The organism is Arthrobacter sp. MAHUQ-56 (genome assembly GCF_019710585.1).
Lineage (GTDB): Bacteria > Actinomycetota > Actinomycetes > Actinomycetales > Micrococcaceae > Arthrobacter.
This window is the reverse complement of record NZ_JAIFZQ010000020.1, coordinates 69,884-85,508: the sequence shown is the minus strand read 5'-3', so window position 1 is coordinate 85,508 and position 15,625 is coordinate 69,884. Positions and strand designations below refer to the sequence as shown.

At 67.7% G+C, this 15,625-nt stretch carries 14 protein-coding genes; 6 read left to right on the top strand and 8 right to left on the bottom strand.

Going from position 1 to position 15,625, the window contains the following annotated elements; genetic code table 11:
• Positions 1 to 103: 103 nt before the first annotated feature.
• Entirely contained in the window at positions 104 to 1,138 is a 1,035-nt protein-coding gene (locus K4G53_RS12765; RefSeq protein WP_221386077.1) for a LacI family DNA-binding transcriptional regulator, read from the top strand.
• Here K4G53_RS12765 and K4G53_RS12760 read toward each other — a convergent pair.
• Entirely contained in the window at positions 1,135 to 1,830 is a 696-nt protein-coding gene (locus K4G53_RS12760) for a FadR/GntR family transcriptional regulator (protein ID WP_221386076.1), read from the bottom strand. The genes K4G53_RS12765 and K4G53_RS12760 overlap by 4 nt on opposite strands.
• A gap of 66 nt (positions 1,831 to 1,896) precedes the next feature.
• Here K4G53_RS12760 and K4G53_RS12755 point away from each other — a divergent pair, with 66 nt between their 5' ends.
• Entirely contained in the window at positions 1,897 to 3,237 is a 1,341-nt protein-coding gene (locus K4G53_RS12755; RefSeq protein ID WP_308287877.1) for an alpha-hydroxy acid oxidase, read from the top strand.
• Between the two features lie 24 nt (positions 3,238 to 3,261).
• On the opposite strand, the gene K4G53_RS12750 is transcribed toward K4G53_RS12755, so the two are convergent.
• Positions 3,262 to 3,879, bottom strand: a complete 618-nt coding sequence (locus K4G53_RS12750; protein ID WP_221386075.1) for a helix-turn-helix transcriptional regulator — start codon at positions 3,877 to 3,879, stop codon at positions 3,262 to 3,264.
• Between the two features lie 150 nt (positions 3,880 to 4,029).
• Here K4G53_RS12750 and K4G53_RS12745 point away from each other — a divergent pair, with 150 nt between their 5' ends.
• Positions 4,030 to 4,545 carry a hypothetical protein gene (locus K4G53_RS12745; protein WP_260323588.1) on the top strand — a complete coding sequence of 172 codons (516 nt, stop codon included), beginning with the start codon at positions 4,030 to 4,032 and terminating at the stop codon, positions 4,543 to 4,545.
• A 26-nt stretch (positions 4,546 to 4,571) separates the two neighbouring features.
• On the opposite strand, the gene K4G53_RS12740 is transcribed toward K4G53_RS12745, so the two are convergent.
• The gene (locus K4G53_RS12740) at positions 4,572 to 5,783 is read right to left on the bottom strand and encodes an acetoin utilization protein AcuC (protein WP_221386074.1); all 1,212 of its coding nucleotides are present in this window, start codon (positions 5,781 to 5,783) and stop codon (positions 4,572 to 4,574) included.
• 104 nt (positions 5,784 to 5,887) lie between these two features.
• On the opposite strand from K4G53_RS12740, the gene K4G53_RS12735 reads away from it, so the two are divergent.
• Entirely contained in the window at positions 5,888 to 7,324 is a 1,437-nt protein-coding gene (locus K4G53_RS12735) for a TrkH family potassium uptake protein (RefSeq protein WP_221386073.1), read from the top strand.
• A gap of 40 nt (positions 7,325 to 7,364) precedes the next feature.
• Positions 7,365 to 8,003 carry a TrkA family potassium uptake protein gene (locus tag K4G53_RS12730; protein WP_171059109.1) on the top strand — a complete coding sequence of 213 codons (639 nt, stop codon included), beginning with the start codon at positions 7,365 to 7,367 and terminating at the stop codon, positions 8,001 to 8,003.
• Between the two features lie 3 nt (positions 8,004 to 8,006).
• On the opposite strand, the gene proC is transcribed toward K4G53_RS12730, so the two are convergent.
• From proC to K4G53_RS12705, 5 genes are all read right to left on the bottom strand, one after another.
• Complete coding sequence (gene proC, locus K4G53_RS12725; RefSeq protein ID WP_221386072.1) at positions 8,007 to 8,840, bottom strand: pyrroline-5-carboxylate reductase; 834 nt, start codon at positions 8,838 to 8,840, stop codon at positions 8,007 to 8,009.
• 234 nt (positions 8,841 to 9,074) lie between these two features.
• Entirely contained in the window at positions 9,075 to 10,064 is a 990-nt protein-coding gene (locus K4G53_RS12720) for a Ppx/GppA phosphatase family protein (protein ID WP_221386071.1), read from the bottom strand.
• Between the two features lie 7 nt (positions 10,065 to 10,071).
• Positions 10,072 to 10,491, bottom strand: coding sequence for an SseB family protein (locus K4G53_RS12715; protein WP_221386070.1), 420 nt, complete (start codon positions 10,489 to 10,491; stop codon positions 10,072 to 10,074).
• A gap of 60 nt (positions 10,492 to 10,551) precedes the next feature.
• Positions 10,552 to 13,278 (bottom strand): type I DNA topoisomerase, encoded by a 2,727-nt coding sequence (topA, locus tag K4G53_RS12710; protein WP_221386069.1) that lies wholly within the window; start codon positions 13,276 to 13,278, stop codon positions 10,552 to 10,554.
• Between the two features lie 124 nt (positions 13,279 to 13,402).
• Positions 13,403 to 15,064, bottom strand: coding sequence for a methyltransferase (locus tag K4G53_RS12705; RefSeq protein WP_221386068.1), 1,662 nt, complete (start codon positions 15,062 to 15,064; stop codon positions 13,403 to 13,405).
• 44 nt (positions 15,065 to 15,108) lie between these two features.
• Between K4G53_RS12705 and K4G53_RS12700 the strand changes: the two genes are divergently transcribed.
• Positions 15,109 to 15,597 (top strand): hypothetical protein, encoded by a 489-nt coding sequence (locus tag K4G53_RS12700; protein ID WP_221386067.1) that lies wholly within the window; start codon positions 15,109 to 15,111, stop codon positions 15,595 to 15,597.
• The last annotated feature ends 28 nt before the right edge of the window (positions 15,598 to 15,625 follow it).

Genomic DNA, 15,625 nt, shown 5'->3' with positions numbered 1-15,625 from the left:
GGTGATGCCCGGGAACGGGGGCGGAAAACCGGGGAAAAGCGTAGAAATCGCTTTCCCATCCCGGTATATGCTGTGTTCCAAAGCGCTCAACGAAGGGTTCCCCATGGTCAGGAAGTCGGCAAGCGGCCGGATCGGCATCGCTGATGTCGCAATTAAGGCCGGGGTCTCGCATGCCACGGTCTCCCGGGTCATGAACGGCAACTTCACGGTGGACCCCGAGATCGCCGCCCGCGTCCGCGCAGCAGCCGCGGAGCTGAAGTACCAGCCCAACCCGGTGGGACGCAGCCTGGCCCTGGGCAAGACGGACACCATCGGCATCGTGGTGCCGGACCTCGCCAACCCCACATTCCAGGCCATCCTCCGCGGCCTGAGCCGCGCGGCAGCCCAGGACGGTTACCGCGTCCTCATCGCCGACTCTTTCGAGGTTTCCAGCGAGGAGACCATCCTGGCAGGCGAGGCGCGGCGCCGCTGCGACGGGCTGGTGCTGTGCGCCCCCCGCATGAGCGATGCGGAGCTGGAAGAGATCGCGCCGTCACTGCATCCGCTGGTGCTGATCAACCGCACCACCTCCGCCCCCGGTGTTCCCAGCCTGGTGGTGGACTACGGGCAGGGCGTGCAGGACATCGCCGGGCACCTGGTGGAACTGGGCCACACCCGCCTGGCCTTCCTGGCCGGCCCGCCGCGCAGCGCCTCCAACGGAATGCGGCTCAAGGGCCTGGAGACCTTCAAGGCCGCGCACCTGGAGGTGGAAGTCACCATGCTTGAGGGCGGCTCCGATTTCGACACCGGGCACGAAGCGGTGGACGCCGTGCTGGCGAGCGGCGCCACCGGCATCCTGGCCTTCAACGACCTCGTGGCCATGGGGCTGATGAGCGGCCTGCACGAGCGCGGCCTGGACGTGCCGGGCGATATCTCGGTGACAGGCTTCGATGACATCCCGTTTGCCAAATACACGACGCCGGCGCTCACCACTGCTGCCGTCCCCATCACCGAACTGGGCGAGCAGGCGTGGCACCAGCTCCGGGCGCTGATCCGCAAGGAAGGGAACGAGGCCCCGGGCAGCAGCTACCAGCCGCGGCTGGAAGTGCGCGCCAGCACCGGCCCCGCCAAGGCCCCGCGGAGCACGGTCCACGGCTAGAGGCCCGCGGCCAGCCCGGCCTCTTTGTAGTACCCCTCAATATGGGCGGCCACCAGCGTGGCCGCCCGGCCGCCGTCGCCCTCCCTGATTGCCGCCAGGATCTCCCGGTGCTCCGTCCGCAACCGGGAGGCCGTAGCATCCCAGTCCGGCAGCCCCGAGGTCAGCTCGGCCGCATAGCCCTGGATGGATTCACGGAGTGAGCCCATCATGGCACTGACCACGGCGTTGCCCGCCGCATTCGCGAGGGCCAGGTGGAAACGGACGTCGAGCGCCAGGAAGCCGCTGATATCCAGGCCCTCGGAGGCGTCCATGGCATGCAGCAGGTCGGCCGCCTCGTCGAGCTCGGGCGCGTCAGGCCGCGCCTTGGCTGCGGCCCACGACTCCAACAGGACCCGCGTCTCCACGATGTCCGCCACCGGCAGGTGCTGCGTGGCAACGTGCAGGCGCAGGGCCGAGCCGAGCGCCGCCGTCGGATCCGATATGACCACGGTCCCCGCCTCCGGACCGGACCCCACGCCCGCGCGCACCACACCCATCGCCTCCAGGATCCGGATGGCCTCCCGCACGGAAGTCCGTGACACCTTGAGGTGCTCAGCCAGGCTGCGTTCGGCCGGCAGCCGGCCCCCCAGGGCCAGCCGGCCGGCGGAGAGCTCATTCTCGATCCAGGACAGGACAAGCTGGTGCGTACGCATGGATAAATAGTAGTTGATGTGGTTGGACCACATGACCTAGAGTGTGGTTAGACCATAGGAGGACACGTGACCCACACCATCCAGCCCAGCAATCCCGAGACGACCCCGGCCCCGGACACCACCGACGTTCCCGCGGCCGCCGCACCCGCCGCGGCTCCGGCGTCGTCCGCCGTTGTGCCGGCAGCACTGAAGCGCCGCATCCCCAAGTACTCGGACCTCGCCCCGCTGATGCAGTTCAAGAAGCCGGAGTTCAGCAAGGAAGCCCGGCTCAAGCGTGCCAGCACGGTGTGGGAACTGCGGGACATCGCCAAGCGCCGCACGCCGCAGGCACCGTTCGACTACACCGACGGCGCTGCGGAAGGGGAAATCACCCTCCGCCGCGCCCGCCAGGCCTTCCTGGACATCGAGTTCCGCCCCGGCATTCTGCGCAACGTCTCCTCGATAGACCTCAGCACCGAAATCCTGGGCAAGCCGTCCCGGCTTCCGGTGGGCATCGCCCCCACCGGCTTCACCCGGATGATGCAGTCCGAAGGCGAGTACGCCGGTTCGCAGGCAGCCGAAGCGGCAGGCATCCCCTACACCCTCTCCACCATGGGTACGGCCTCCATCGAGGACGTGGCAGCAGCCGCCCCGAACGGCCGCAACTGGTTCCAGCTGTACCTGTGGACGGACCGCGACCGGTCGCTGGAGTTGATCGAGCGCGCCGCCAAGGCCGGCAACGACACCCTCATGGTCACCGTGGACACGGCCGTGGCAGGGGCCCGGCTCCGCGACGTGCGCAACGGCATGACCATCCCGCCCGCGCTGACCCTGAAGACCGTCCTGGACGCCTCCTACCGGCCCGCCTGGTGGTTCAACTTCCTTACCCACGAACCGCTGACCTTCGCCTCGCTGTCCCGCTACACCGGCACGGTGGCCGACCTGATCAACTCGATGTTCGACCCCACCCTGACGTTCGAGGACCTGGACTGGCTGCGCGAAACCTGGAAGGGGAAGCTGGTGGTCAAGGGCATCCAGACCGTGGAGGACGCCCGCCGGGTGGTGGACCACGGCGCGGACGGCGTTGTCCTGTCCAACCACGGCGGGCGCCAGCTGGACCGTGCCCCGATTCCGTTCCACCTGCTCCCCGAGGTCAGGCAGGCCTTCGAAGCGGACAACACCGATGCCGCGATCATGCTGGACACCGGCATCATGAGCGGCGCGGACATGATCGCCGCCCTGGCACTGGGCGCCGACTTCACCCTGATCGGCCGCGCCTACCTGTACGGCCTCATGGCCGGCGGCCGCGCCGGGGTGGACCGCACGCTCCAGATCCTCGAAAAGGACATGGCCCGCACCATGGCCCTGCTGGGCGTCAGCAAGGTTTCCGAACTGACCCCGGACCACGTGCGGCTGCTGGGTAAGTAGGCCGCTGCTGCCCGCGGCCGGGACCTACTTCTTGCGCCCGAATTTGGGCAGGGTGGGAAGGTTGGCCAGCAGGTCGGCTGCCTTGGTGGCCGCCCGGCCCACGGTGCGGCCGATCTGCTGGGGAACGCTGTCGTCGCTGAGCGGGGTGCCGGTTCCGCCCGGGATGACGACGGCGGGACTCAGCTCAGCCCCTTCGCGCACCAGGACGGGCGTGGGGACTTCCTCTTTGCTCGCCTGTGCCGGCGCCGGTTCCGCCGGTGCCGCTTGCACGGCCCGGCCTGCAGGCGGCAGTGAAGCGGCGGCAGCGGCGACGCCTTCCTTCAGGTGGGCCGACACTGCCTGGTCCGTGGCGGCCTGCGCGGCGGCGGCTTTGGCACCAGTGCCGACGTCGAACGTTTCCAGCCAGCTCGCGATGCCCTCAAGGGGCCCTCGGTTGAGGGCGTAGTACCGTTTCTGCCCCTGGGCGCGCATGCTCACCAGCTGCGCTTCCCGCAGGACCTTCAGGTGCTTGGAAATGGTGGGCTGGCTCGCCGCCAGTTCCTCCACCAGTTCGCCCACGGCCTTGTCTCCGGAACGGAGGGACACCAGGATGTCACGCCGGGTCGATTCCGCAATGACGGCAAATACGTCGTCTGTCACCATGCCTCCCACCCTAGCGACATATACGCCGAAAGGCATCAACTATTTCGCCCGGACCGGAAGCGTTGCCGGGATTCTCCCGCGGTGCTACAACAGTGTGACCGTTGCCGCGGACTGAGCGGACATTGGCCCCTGTGAGGTGAAGGGTGGGTGATGATGGATTTCCTCCGGCAGCAGCTGTTCAACATCATCGCGTTTGTGTTTCTCGGCCTTTTTGTGGCGGTGTGGGGGACCGTTCTGCTGCGCGTTGGGTTCTGGGTGCCTGACGGCCGGACCGCTGCCCCGCCCCTTAACGGAGCCCTGGTTACGGCTGCCGGCGTGCTGGCCACATCATTGAGTTCACTGACGGCCTCGGCCTTGGGTTTCACCATTGCCGAGGTGCGCCGCGGCGGTGGTGAAACCCAGGGCCGTGGGGATACTGCCCCCGCAGGCGAACGTGGGCCCGGCAGCGCCGCCATGGTCAGTCCTTCAGACGTCGTGGCCAGCCTGTCGGGGCGGATCGTTGCAGCCATCGTGGTGTACCTCGCGGTGGGCCTGCTGGTCCTGCTTCTGTGGCTCGTCAAGGGGACTGCCTCCACCGACCTGATCGGTGCGTTCGCCCTGTCACTGTTGGGCTGGCTTATTGGCGCGGCAGGCGTGGTGTTCCAGACGGAGAAGCCGTCAGGCTGACCGGCAGGGCCCAGGAGTCCGCGCCTTTAGTCGAACCAGGGGTCGAGGCCGTGCAGCGGGAAAACTGCCTTGCGGGTGGCCATCACAGAGCGGTCCACGGCGTCGTTGGGGTCGAAGCCGACTTCCCAGGACCGCCACCACAGTTCCACGTCGTCCCCCATCAGCACTGGCGCAGCGGTGCCGAATTTCTCCTCGACATAGTCGCGCCAGTCCTGCGGCACAGGGGTCCGCAGCGGAACGGGCCGTCCGGCGGCGATGGCCACCAGGTGGCTCCAGGCCCGGGGCACCACGTCCAGGACGTTGTACCCGCCCCCGCCGGTGGCGATCCAGCGCCCGCCGCAGTACCGTTCCGCCAAATTTCCGACGGCGGTGGCGGCCTCGCGCTGGCCGTCCACGCTCAGGTTGAGGTGCGTGAGGGGGTCGGTGCGGTGCGAATCGCAGCCGTGCTGGCTGACGATCACCCCGGGGTGGAAGGCCCCCACCAGCTGCGGCACCACGGCGTAAAAGGCCCGCAGCCAGCCGGCATCGGCCGTTCCCGCCGGCAGGGCCACGTTCACGGCGGTGCCCTCCGCTCCGGTGCCGCCGAGCTCATTGGCGAACCCGGTTCCGGGAAACAGGGTCAGCCCGGTTTCGTGGAGTGACACGGTGAGGACGCGCGGATCGTCCCAGAAGATGTTTTGCGTTCCGTCCCCGTGGTGGGCGTCAACATCGATATACGCCACTTTGTCCACTCCGCCGTCGAGCAGTGCCTGCACGGCGAGGGCGGCGTCGTTGTAGATGCAGAACCCGCTGGCCCGGTCGCGGGAGGCGTGGTGCATGCCGCCGCCGAAGTTCACAGCATGCACGGCAGTACCCTGCAGCACGTGCTCGGCTGCCAGCAGGGAGCCTCCGGCCAGTCGTGCCGCGGCCTCGTGCATCCCGGCAAATGCGGGATCGTCCTCGGTTCCCAGCCCGCGGGATTCGTCCGGTTGGGAGGGGTCCGCGCTGACCTTGCGGACCGCCGCCACATAGTCAGGTGCGTGGACGGACTGCAGCTCGGCGTCGGATGCCACATCCGGCGCCGCCACGTTGACGTGGTCAAGGTCGAGGATCCCCAGGCTGCGCGCCAGCCGCGCAGTCAGGTCCATCCGTTCCGGTGCCATGGGGTGGCCCGGGCCGAAGTTGTACGCGGTCATGGCGGGGCTCCACGCCACCATCGTTGGCGGCGCGGGCTTGCTGAGACCGGGCAGGTATGTCATCAATCACAGGCTACCCGAGCGTGAGCCGCTGCCCGCCCGGCCATTACGCCGGCATTAGTGGTTTACTACTGGGGGAAGAAGTTTCGACCGAGGAAAAGCCACACATGACGCAGAGCCAGTCGAGGCCCCGTACCCCGGCCAGCTGGCACCCCCCGGGGCAGGAGCGGGAGGGCGGCCTCCGGATCTTCACCCGGTTGCGCGACTTCATCGACGACATCGCCAACGCAACCCCTGCCAGGCTTGCCCTGACGGCGTTCGCCGCCGTGTGCGTAGTGTTCACCTTCCTGCTGTCCCTGCCGGTTTCGTCCGCCAACGGAACGGCCACCCCCATCCACCAGGCCTTGTTCACCGCCGTCTCGGCCGTCTGTGTCACCGGGCTTACGGTGGTCTCGACCGCGGTGCACTGGTCCTTCTTCGGCCAGCTGGTGATCCTCGTGGGCATCTTCATCGGCGGCCTCGGCACGCTGACCCTCGCCTCGCTGCTTGCGCTGATGGTGAGCAAGCGGCTCGGCGTGCGGGGCAAGATCATTGCCGCGGAGTCCATGAACACCGCCGGCCGCCTCGGCGAGGTGGGCACCCTGCTGCGGATCGTCATCACCACGTCGGTGGCCATCGAAGGCATCCTGGCGCTGGTGCTGGTGCCGCGGTTCCTCACCCTGGGCGAGCCGTTCTGGCAGTCCGTGTGGCACGGCATCTTCTACGCCATCTCCTCGTTCAACAACGCCGGCTTCACCCCGCATTCGGACGGCATCGTCCCCTACGAGACGGACCTTTGGATCCTTCTCCCACTGATGGTGGGCGTGTTCATGGGCAGCCTGGGGTTCCCGGTGGTGATGGTGCTGCAGCAGAACGGCCTGAACTGGAAGAAGTGGAACCTGCACACCAAGCTCACCATCCAGGTTTCCCTCATCCTCCTGGTGTCCGGGGCGGTCCTGTGGGCGCTGACGGAATGGGAGAACACCCGGACCATCGGCTCCATGAGCCTCGGTGACAAGGTCACGCACGCGTTCTTCGCCTCCGTCATGATGCGGTCGGGCGGCTTCAACCTGGTGGACCAGAACCAGATGGAGTCCACCACCATGCTGCTGACCGACGCCCTGATGTTTGCCGGCGGCGGATCCGCCTCGACAGCCGGCGGCATCAAGGTGACCACCATCGCCGTCATGTTCCTGGCCATCATTGCCGAGGCCCGCGGCGATGCCGACGTCAAGGTCTACGGCAGGACCATCCCGCAGGGCAGCATGCGGGTGGCCATTTCCGTGATCGTCGCCGGTGCCACCCTGGTGTCGGTGTGCGCGTTCCTGCTGCTCCACATCAGCGGCCAGCCCCTGGACCGGGTGCTGTTCGAAACCATCTCCGCGTTTGCCACCGTGGGCCTCAGCACCAACCTCAGCGCGGAAATAGCGCCCGAAGGGGTCTATGTGCTCACGGCATTGATGTTCGCGGGCCGCGTGGGTACCGTAACCCTCGCCGCAGCCCTCGCCCTGCGCCAGCGCAGCCAGTTGTACCACTACCCCGAAGAAAGGCCGATCATTGGCTAGTTCCACCGACGCCCCCCGGCGCCCCGCCCACAACGCCCCGGTGCTGGTGATCGGCCTGGGCCGCTTTGGGTCATCCACCGCCGAACAACTGGTCAAGCAGGGCCGGGAAGTGCTCGCCATCGAGCGCGACCGGAGCCTGGTCCAGAAGTGGGCGCCCCTCCTGACCCACGTCGTGGAGGCGGACGCCACCAACATCGACGCACTGCGCCAGCTGGGGGCACAGGAGTTCAGTTCCGCCGTCGTGGGTGTGGGCACCTCCATCGAGTCCTCGGTGCTGATCACGGTCAACCTGGTGGACCTGGGCATCGAACACCTCTGGGTCAAGGCCATCACCCCGTCCCACGGCAAGATCCTCACGCGCATCGGCGCCAACCACGTCATCTACCCGGAGGCCGACGCCGGCGTCCGGGCCGCGCACCTGGTGTCCGGGCGCATGCTGGACTTCATCGAGTTCGACGACGACTTCGCCATCGTGAAGATGTACCCGCCGCGCGAAACGGTGGGGTTCACGCTGGACGAGTCAAAGGTCCGGTCCAAATACGGTGTGACCATCGTGGGCGTGAAGTCCCCGGGTGAGGACTTCACCTACGCCCGGCCGGAGACCAAGGTGTCCTCGCGGGACATGCTGATCGTCTCCGGCCACGTGGACCTGCTGGAGCGGTTCGCAGCCCGGCCCTGACGCTTAGCCCAGCTGCTTGGTGATCTCCGCCGCCCGGTCGGCCGCTGCGCGGGCGCCGGCGGCGATGATCGCGGGGATGCCCTGCTCGTCGAACGTGGCGATGGCCCGTTCGGTGGTGCCGTTGGGGCTGGTGACCGCCTTGCGCAGCGCTGAGGGATCCGCGCCCGGCTCGGCAAGCATCAGGCCTGCCCCGGCCACGGTTTCGCGGGCCAGCAGCAGGGACAGTTCGCGGTCCAGTCCCAGTTCCTCCCCCGCAGCGGCCATCGCCTCGGCCAGGTAGAAGGCGTAGGCGGGGCCCGACCCGCTGATGGCGGACAGGGCGTCCACCTGTTCCTCCGGGACCTCAACGACTGTTCCGGCGCCCTGCAGGATGTCCTTGACCTTCCGGAGCTGGTCCGCGGAGCAGTGGGTCCCGGGAGACACCGACACGACGCCGCGGCCCAGCTTTGCGGGGGTGTTCGGCATGGTGCGGATGACGGGCTGCCCGGCCGGGAGCGCGGCTTCGAGCTGGGCGATGGACACGGCGGCAGCCACGCTGACCACCACAGTCCCGGGTGCGAGTACGGGGCTGATTTCGCGTGCCAGGTCGGCAATGCCAACGGGCTTGACGCCAAGAATGACGACGGCGGCCCCCTTGGTGGCCTGCCTGTTGTTGTCCGGCTCTTCCTCGCCGGCGATCGCGGTGATGCCGTGGTAGCGCTCGGCCAGTTCGGCGGCCCTCTCAGCACGGCGGACAGTGGCCACGACGTCACCGGGGTCGGTACCCGCCTCCAGCAGGCCGCCAAGGATGGCTTCGTTCATGGACCCACAGCCAAGGAATGCGATTCGGTTGCTCATGCCTCCATCATTGCAGTTCGCAACCATTCACAGGCAACTCCCATGTTCACTGCAGGAAGCGCACAAGTTGGCTTCTTACTGTAGGTATTACCTCATTGAGGGTGCGAGTGATGCGGCAGGCATGGGGATGCCTGCCAGGGCACCGGTGGCACGGCAACAGGTTTTCCCCCATTTTCCTGTTACCGGCCCCGGTGCTTCCGCGTTTAACGGGTCTGGATGGTGAACGCAGCCGCTCTAGACGGCGGCTTCCACCGTCTTGGATGGCGCCACGTGCGGCGCCGGTTCGAGCGGGCCGTCAAACACCAGCTGGTCCAGGCGTCGCAGGATCAGGCCTTCGCGCAGCGCCCACGGGCAGATGCGCAGCTTCTTGAACTTGAACATTTCCAAGGCAGCCTCGGCAACCATAGCGCCGGCGAGCAGCTGGTGGGCCCGCGCTTCCGACACGCCAGGCAGGTGCAGGCGGTCCTCGGAACTCATGGCGGAGATCCGCTGGGTCCAGATGCCCAGGTCCGAAGCGTGCAGTTCGCGTTTCACGTAGGGACCTTCGGCGCTGGGAGCGGCACCTGCGATCCTGGCCAGGGAACGGAACGTCTTGGACGTCCCCGCCACCACGTTGGCCCGGCCAAGGCCGTCGAATTCCCGGACCGCGGGCTTGAGCGTGGCCCGGATGTAGCGCCGGAGTTCCTTGACGCTCTTGGCCGACGGCGGATCCTCCGCCAGCCAGTCGCGGGTGAGGCGGCTGGCGCCCAACGGTACAGAGGTGGCCACTTCGGGAAGCTCGTCCTGGCCGAAAGCCATTTCGAAGGAGCCGCCGCCGATGTCCAGGTTGAGGATGGGGCCGGCGCCCCAGCCGTGCCAGCGCCGGACCGCGAAGAAAGTCATCGACGCCTCCTCGCTGCCGGTCAGTTCCTGGAGGGTCACGGTGGTTTCGTGCTTCACGCGGGCCAGGACGGCCGGTCCGTTGGTGGCCTCGCGGATGGCCGAGGTACAGAAGGCCAGCAGGTCCTCTGCCTTGTGCCGGGCGGCAAACTCCCAGGCTTCCAGGACGAACTCGGCCAGTTCATGCTGGCCTTGATCGCTGATGCTCCCGTCGGGTTCGAGGTACTGCACCAGGGACAGGGGCCGCTTGTGTGACGCGAACGGAACCGGTTGGGCACCGGGGTGCGCATCCACCAGGAGCAGGTGGACAGTGTTGGACCCTATGTCGAGGACGCCTAGCCGCATGGAGCCATTATTCCTCGTCGGCGCGCTTGAAGTCGCGCCTGATGTTGGCCACGCCCTCCGGATTGATTTCGAAACCGTACGCGGCTCCTGGATTGATCACCAGGCCCAGTTCATCGCCGATGTTGGCGATGATGGCCGCGCCCTGGGTGCCCAGCACATTCGGGGCAGCCTCCAGGTACGGCTGGTCCACCCGGCTGGGGTGTGAGAAGACCGCCAGGACGGGGTCGCCGTCGGCGTTGGCCAGAACCAGGGGCTCCACCTGGGAATCCTCGGTCTCCACCGTGTCCGGGCTGATGATGTAGACCTCGCTGTTCAGGAAGGACAGGATGACGTCCACCGGGTTCGCGTCGGGCTGCCCGCCGGTGGCGAGCTTCTCCTCAAGGTCGTTGAGCGGATTGGTGTCGTCGATTCCCTGCTGTTCAGTCATACACCTACTCGATCACGTTGGGCTCTCCACCGCAATCCGGCCAAATGCTGGGACGCAGGGCTACTTCTTGGCCGTTGCCTTCTTCTTGGCCGGCGCCTTGCGTGCGGCCGTGCGCTTGACCGGGCCCTTTGCGCGCTTCTCGGCCAGCAGTTCCACCGCCTGTTCGCGCGTCAGTTCCTCGAGGGAGGTGGCCCGGGGAACGGTGATGTTGGTGATGCCGTCGGTGATGTAGGGCCCGAACCGGCCTTCCTTCACCACGATGTTCTTTTCGGAGACGGGATCCGGGCCGAACTCCGCCAGCGGCGGCACTGCAGCCCGGGCTCCGCGCTGCTTGGGCTGGGAGTAGATCTCCAGGGCCTGGTCCAGGGTGATGGTGAAGATCTCTTCCTCGGAGCCGATGGACCGGGAGTCGGTCCCCTTCTTCAGGTACGGGCCGAACCTGCCGTTCTGCACCGTGATGAGGTTGCCTTCGGCGTCCTCCCCCAGGGCGCGCGGCAGGCTCATCAGCTGCAGCGCCTCGTCCAGGGTCACCGACTCCACGGTCATGGACTTGAAGAGCGACCCGGTGCGCGGCTTGGCCTTGACCGGCTTCTTCGGCGGCTTGGGCTTGCCGTTCTTGTAGTACTCCACCGGCTGGGCGGCGATCTGTTCCTCGGTCATCTCGGGGATGACCTCGGTGACATAGGCGCCGTAGCGGCCGTTCTTTGCCACCACCGTGTGCCCGGTGTGCGGGTCGGTACCGAGGACGCGTTCCTCCGGGGCCGCCGTCTCCATCAGTTCGATGGCCTTGGCCGCGGTCAGCTCGTCCGGCGCCAGGTCCTCGGGCACGTTGGCGCGCGCCGATTCGACGATCTCGCCCGTCTTCGGGTCCACCACGGCGGCGGAGCTCTCCAGGTACGGGCCGAACTTGCCCACCCGCAGGGTGATCTCGTCGGTGATCGGAATGGAGTTGATTTCCCGGGCATCGATCTCGCCCAGGTTGTTCACGATGCTCAGCAGGCCGGGATCGGAATCCTCGCCGAAGTAGAAGTGCCGCAGCCAGGACGCGCCGGCTTCCTGGCCGTTGGCGATCTTGTCCAGGTCGCCTTCCATGTCGGCGGTGAACTCGTAGTCGACGTAGTCGCTGAAGTGCTGCTCCAGCAGCCGGATCACGGAGAAGGCAATCCAGCTGGGCACCAGCGCCGACCCCTGTTTCCGCACATAGCCGCGGTCCTGGATGGTGGAAATGGTGGAGGCGTACGTGGACGGGCGGCCGATGCCGCGCTTCTCCAGCTCCGCGGTCAGGGACGCTTCCGTGTACCGCGGCGGCGGCGAGGTCTCATGTCCCACTGCCACGATGTCGGCGGCGGTCAGGGAGTCGTCCTTGGCCACGTTCGGCAGCCGGCGTGCTTCGTCCGAGTCGTCGTCGCCCCGGGTTTCGTCCTTGCCTTCCTCGTAGGCGGCGAGGAAGCCGGGGAACGTGATCACGGTGCCGGAGGCGGAGAACTCGGCGTCACGCCCGTCGGTGGACACGGCACCCAGGCGGATGGTCGCCGTCGAACCCTTGGCATCGCCCATCTGGGAGGCGACGGTGCGCTTCCAGATGAGTTCGTAGAGCCTGAACTCGTCGCCGGAGAGCTGGGAGGCCACCTGGGCAGGAGTGCGGAAGGAGTCACCGGCGGGCCGGATGGCCTCGTGCGCTTCCTGGGCGTTGGCTGCCTTGTTGGAGTAGACCCGCGGTGACTGCGGGACGTATTCGGGGCCGTACAGCTCCGAGGCCTGCCGCCGCGCGGCCGTGATGGCTTCGTCGCTCAGCGCCGAGGAGTCGGTACGCATATAGGTGATGTAGCCGTTTTCATACAGGCGCTGGGCGATCTGCATGGTGCTCTTGGACGAGAAACGGAGTTTCCGTCCGGCCTCCTGCTGCAGCGTGGAGGTGGTGAACGGGGCGGCCGGCCGGCGGGTGTAGGGCTTGGTGTCAACGGAACGGACACGGAACTCGGCGTCCTGCAGCCCGGCTGCCAGGGATGTGGCCAGCTCCTCGTTGAGGTGGGCTACGTTCTTCGAGGTGAGGACACCGTCGTCGTTGAAGTCACGGCCGGTGGCCACCTTGGCCCCGTCGACGGCGGCGAGCTTCGCCTTGAAGGAGCCCGAGTCCGCGCCGAACTGGCCGGTAAGGTCCCAGTAGGAGGCGGCCTTGAAGGCCATCCTTTCGCGTTCGCGGTCCACCACCATGCGGGTGACCACGGACTGCACGCGGCCGGCGGACAGGCCGCGTGCCACCTTGCGCCACAGCACCGGCGAAATCTCGTAGCCGTAGAGGCGGTCCAGGATGCGCCGGGTTTCCTGGGCATCCACCAGGGCGGAGTCGACGTCGCGCAGGTTGCCCATGGCGCGCTGGATGGCTTCCTTGGTGATTTCGCCGAACGTCATCCGGTACACCGGGACCTTGGGCTTGAGCACTTCCAGCAGGTGCCACGCGATGGCTTCGCCCTCGCGGTCCCCATCTGTTGCGAGGTAGAGTTCGTCGGCGTCCTTGAGCGCAGCTTTGAGCTCGGTCACCTTCTTCTTCTTGTCCGGGGACACCACGTAGTACGGCTTGAAGTCGTGGTCAACGTCGACGGCGAACTTGCCGATCGAGGTCTTCTTCAGCTCGGCGGGGAGCTCGGACGGCTGCGGCAGGTCGCGGATGTGACCGATGGAGGCCTCTACGATGAAGCCCTCGCCCAGGTACTTGGCGATGGTCTTGCTCTTGGCCGGAGACTCCACAATCACGAGTTTCTTGCCGGTTTTGGCCTTGCTTGGCACGGTGCTCCTACAGAAAAAGATTGCTCGGGCAGATGCGCCCATGTTCGCCTAGTTCACCATATTTTGCAGAATTCTGCGCATCCATGTGGAAAAGAGGGGGGTTGCCGGGGAGGCTTCCCCGGCCTCATTCCACGGCCGGAACCAGGAAGCCGTCGCGCACCAGATTAGCCACATCGGTGAGGAGGGCACGCCGGAAGGAACCGTCGTCGAACCCGTCCCCGCCGCCGGCTGCACCGCCCAGCAGCGCTTCCAGCGCGCCGGCGATCTGCCCGGCCGAAAGATCGCCGTCGCACGCCGAAACGAACCCGGCAAGTTCGGTGCTCAGCAGGTTGGTGCGGCGCAGCCCGGCGCCCTGCCGGAGCAGGATCACGCCCGGGTGCTCGGCGCCCGGCCGCTGGTGGCGTTCCTCGGTGACGTCGTCCGCCACGAGCAGGTGCGCATCCTCAAGGCTGTGCGCTGCCAGCCAGTCATGGCGTTCGACGGCGGCGCCCAGGTGGGGGCCAATGGGCTGCTCAATGGGGTACGTGATTTCCTCGAACCGGCTCAGCGCCGACTGCACGGACGCCTGTCCCCCGGGCACGGGCCGGCGCAGCCAGACCATGCCGAAGCCGATCCCTTCCACGTTCCGCGACTCGAAATCGGCGAGGTAGGCGGCGTAGGCATCCCGGTAATGCTGCCGGTCCCGGGACTCGGAGGCGTCCTGCAGCCATGTTTCGGCATATTGTTCGGGACTGACCTGTTCGCGTTGGATGAACCAGGCGTCCACGCCCGGCCGCACCCATGACCTCGGCCGGTCCTGCCATTCAGCGCCGGTGGGAACCTCCCAGTTGCCGAGCATCTGTGCGGTGCCGCCCGGGGCCAGGATACCGGGCAGGTCGGCCACCAGGGCGGAGACAATCCCGTCGCCCGGCAGGCCGCCGTCGCGGTAGATGAACAGGTCCGCGGCGTCCTCGCCGGCGCTGCGCGGGGTGATGACGAACGGCGGGTTGGAGACCACCAGCCCGAATTCCTCCCCGGCTACCGGCTCCAGCAGCGAGCCCAGGCGCAGGCTCACCCGCTCTTCGAGCCGCTCCGGGTCCACGGAGAGGGCGTCGGCGTTGAGCAGGATGTTGAAGCGGGCGTAGGCGAGGGCGCGTTCGGAGATGTCAGTGGCGGTCACATGCTCGCAGTGGTGCAGGAGGTGGAACGCCTGGATGCCGCAGCCGGTGCCGAGGTCCAGCGCGCGGACGGTGTGGCGGCGGACGGTGGTCTGCACCAGGGTGGTGGAGGCCTGTCCGATGCCCAGCACGTGGTCGTGCCGCAGGACGCCTGCCTGCTGGTGGGCCGCGAGGTCGCTGGCCACCCAGAGTTCGGCACCGCCGCTGCCGTCCTCGTTCTTGTCCCAGCCGTAGGGCCGCAGGTCCGCCTTGGCTGTGAGCAGGGATGTGCCGGGTACGGGCTGCACCAGCCCCAGCGCCAGGAGTCCGTCCGCGCGGAGCCCCGGCAGGGCGTCGTCGAGCGTTTCACGTTCCTGGGGCTCGGCGAGGAGCCAGAGGCGGACGACGGCGGCGAGCGCCGCTGCGCCCCTGTCCGCCAGGACAGCCCGCTCGGCAGCGAGCATCGCGGGGATGACCTGGTCCCGGTTCAGTGCCGCGGAGGCCGTGGGGCCCAGGAGCCGGGCGACGCCGTCGAGCGTGTAGTCCAGCCGGCGCAGGTCCGCGGCCAGGGCGGCGAGCAGTCCGGGTGCATCGCTGCGGGGGGCGTCGGGGATGTTGCCGGCGGTGAACTCGTAAGGGGATCTAGGCACCGCTCAAGTTTAGTCCGGCCGGTGTGCGGGGGTACGGTGGAGCCATGCCTTCCCGCCTTTCCCTCTTTTCGCGCGCCCGCCGGGCCTCCGGAACGGTGCGGCGGTCGACGCTGCCGGCAGCCGTGTCCGCCGGGGTACTGGGCCTTGCGGCCGTCTTCGGGCTGGCTGGGTGCTCGTCCACGTCTTCGGTGGAGAACGCGGACGTTCCGAAGTGGCGGGCCACGGCGCTGCCCGAGGCGCCGGGCGTTGTGCTCCAGGATTCGGGAAAGATCCTCAACCGGGACCGCACCGTGCAGCAGGCGGCCACGGTTCCTGCGGGCAGGTATACGCTCACGCTGGTGTGCGACGGCAGCGGCAAGGCCTTCTTTGATGTGACGCTGGACGGCAAGGCGGTGGCGGAAGCCGGGGCGGCCTGCAACGGCAGCCGGGAAACCACCAGGATTTCCCTGCCTACGGCCGGGCGGGTGGAAATCAGCGGCGCCAGCGTCGATGCCCCGCTGGTCTACGCGTACCAACTGGCACCGGCGCAATAACCGCCCGGCCGGCTCTGGCCCGCCGCCT

Coding starts and splice junctions, on each gene's coding strand:
- K4G53_RS12720 (WP_221386071.1), bottom strand. CDS start 10,064: ATGCGGCTAGGCGTCCTCGACATAGGGTCCAACACTGTCCACCTGCTC.
- K4G53_RS12745 (WP_260323588.1), top strand. CDS start 4,030: ATGATGGATTTCCTCCGGCAGCAGCTGTTCAACATCATCGCGTTTGTG.
- K4G53_RS12760 (WP_221386076.1), bottom strand. CDS start 1,830: ATGCGTACGCACCAGCTTGTCCTGTCCTGGATCGAGAATGAGCTCTCC.
- K4G53_RS12740 (WP_221386074.1), bottom strand. CDS start 5,783: ATGACATACCTGCCCGGTCTCAGCAAGCCCGCGCCGCCAACGATGGTG.
- K4G53_RS12700 (WP_221386067.1), top strand. CDS start 15,109: ATGCCTTCCCGCCTTTCCCTCTTTTCGCGCGCCCGCCGGGCCTCCGGA.
- K4G53_RS12715 (WP_221386070.1), bottom strand. CDS start 10,491: ATGACTGAACAGCAGGGAATCGACGACACCAATCCGCTCAACGACCTT.
- K4G53_RS12735 (WP_221386073.1), top strand. CDS start 5,888: ATGACGCAGAGCCAGTCGAGGCCCCGTACCCCGGCCAGCTGGCACCCC.
- K4G53_RS12765 (WP_221386077.1), top strand. CDS start 104: ATGGTCAGGAAGTCGGCAAGCGGCCGGATCGGCATCGCTGATGTCGCA.
- K4G53_RS12750 (WP_221386075.1), bottom strand. CDS start 3,879: ATGGTGACAGACGACGTATTTGCCGTCATTGCGGAATCGACCCGGCGT.
- proC (WP_221386072.1), bottom strand. CDS start 8,840: ATGAGCAACCGAATCGCATTCCTTGGCTGTGGGTCCATGAACGAAGCC.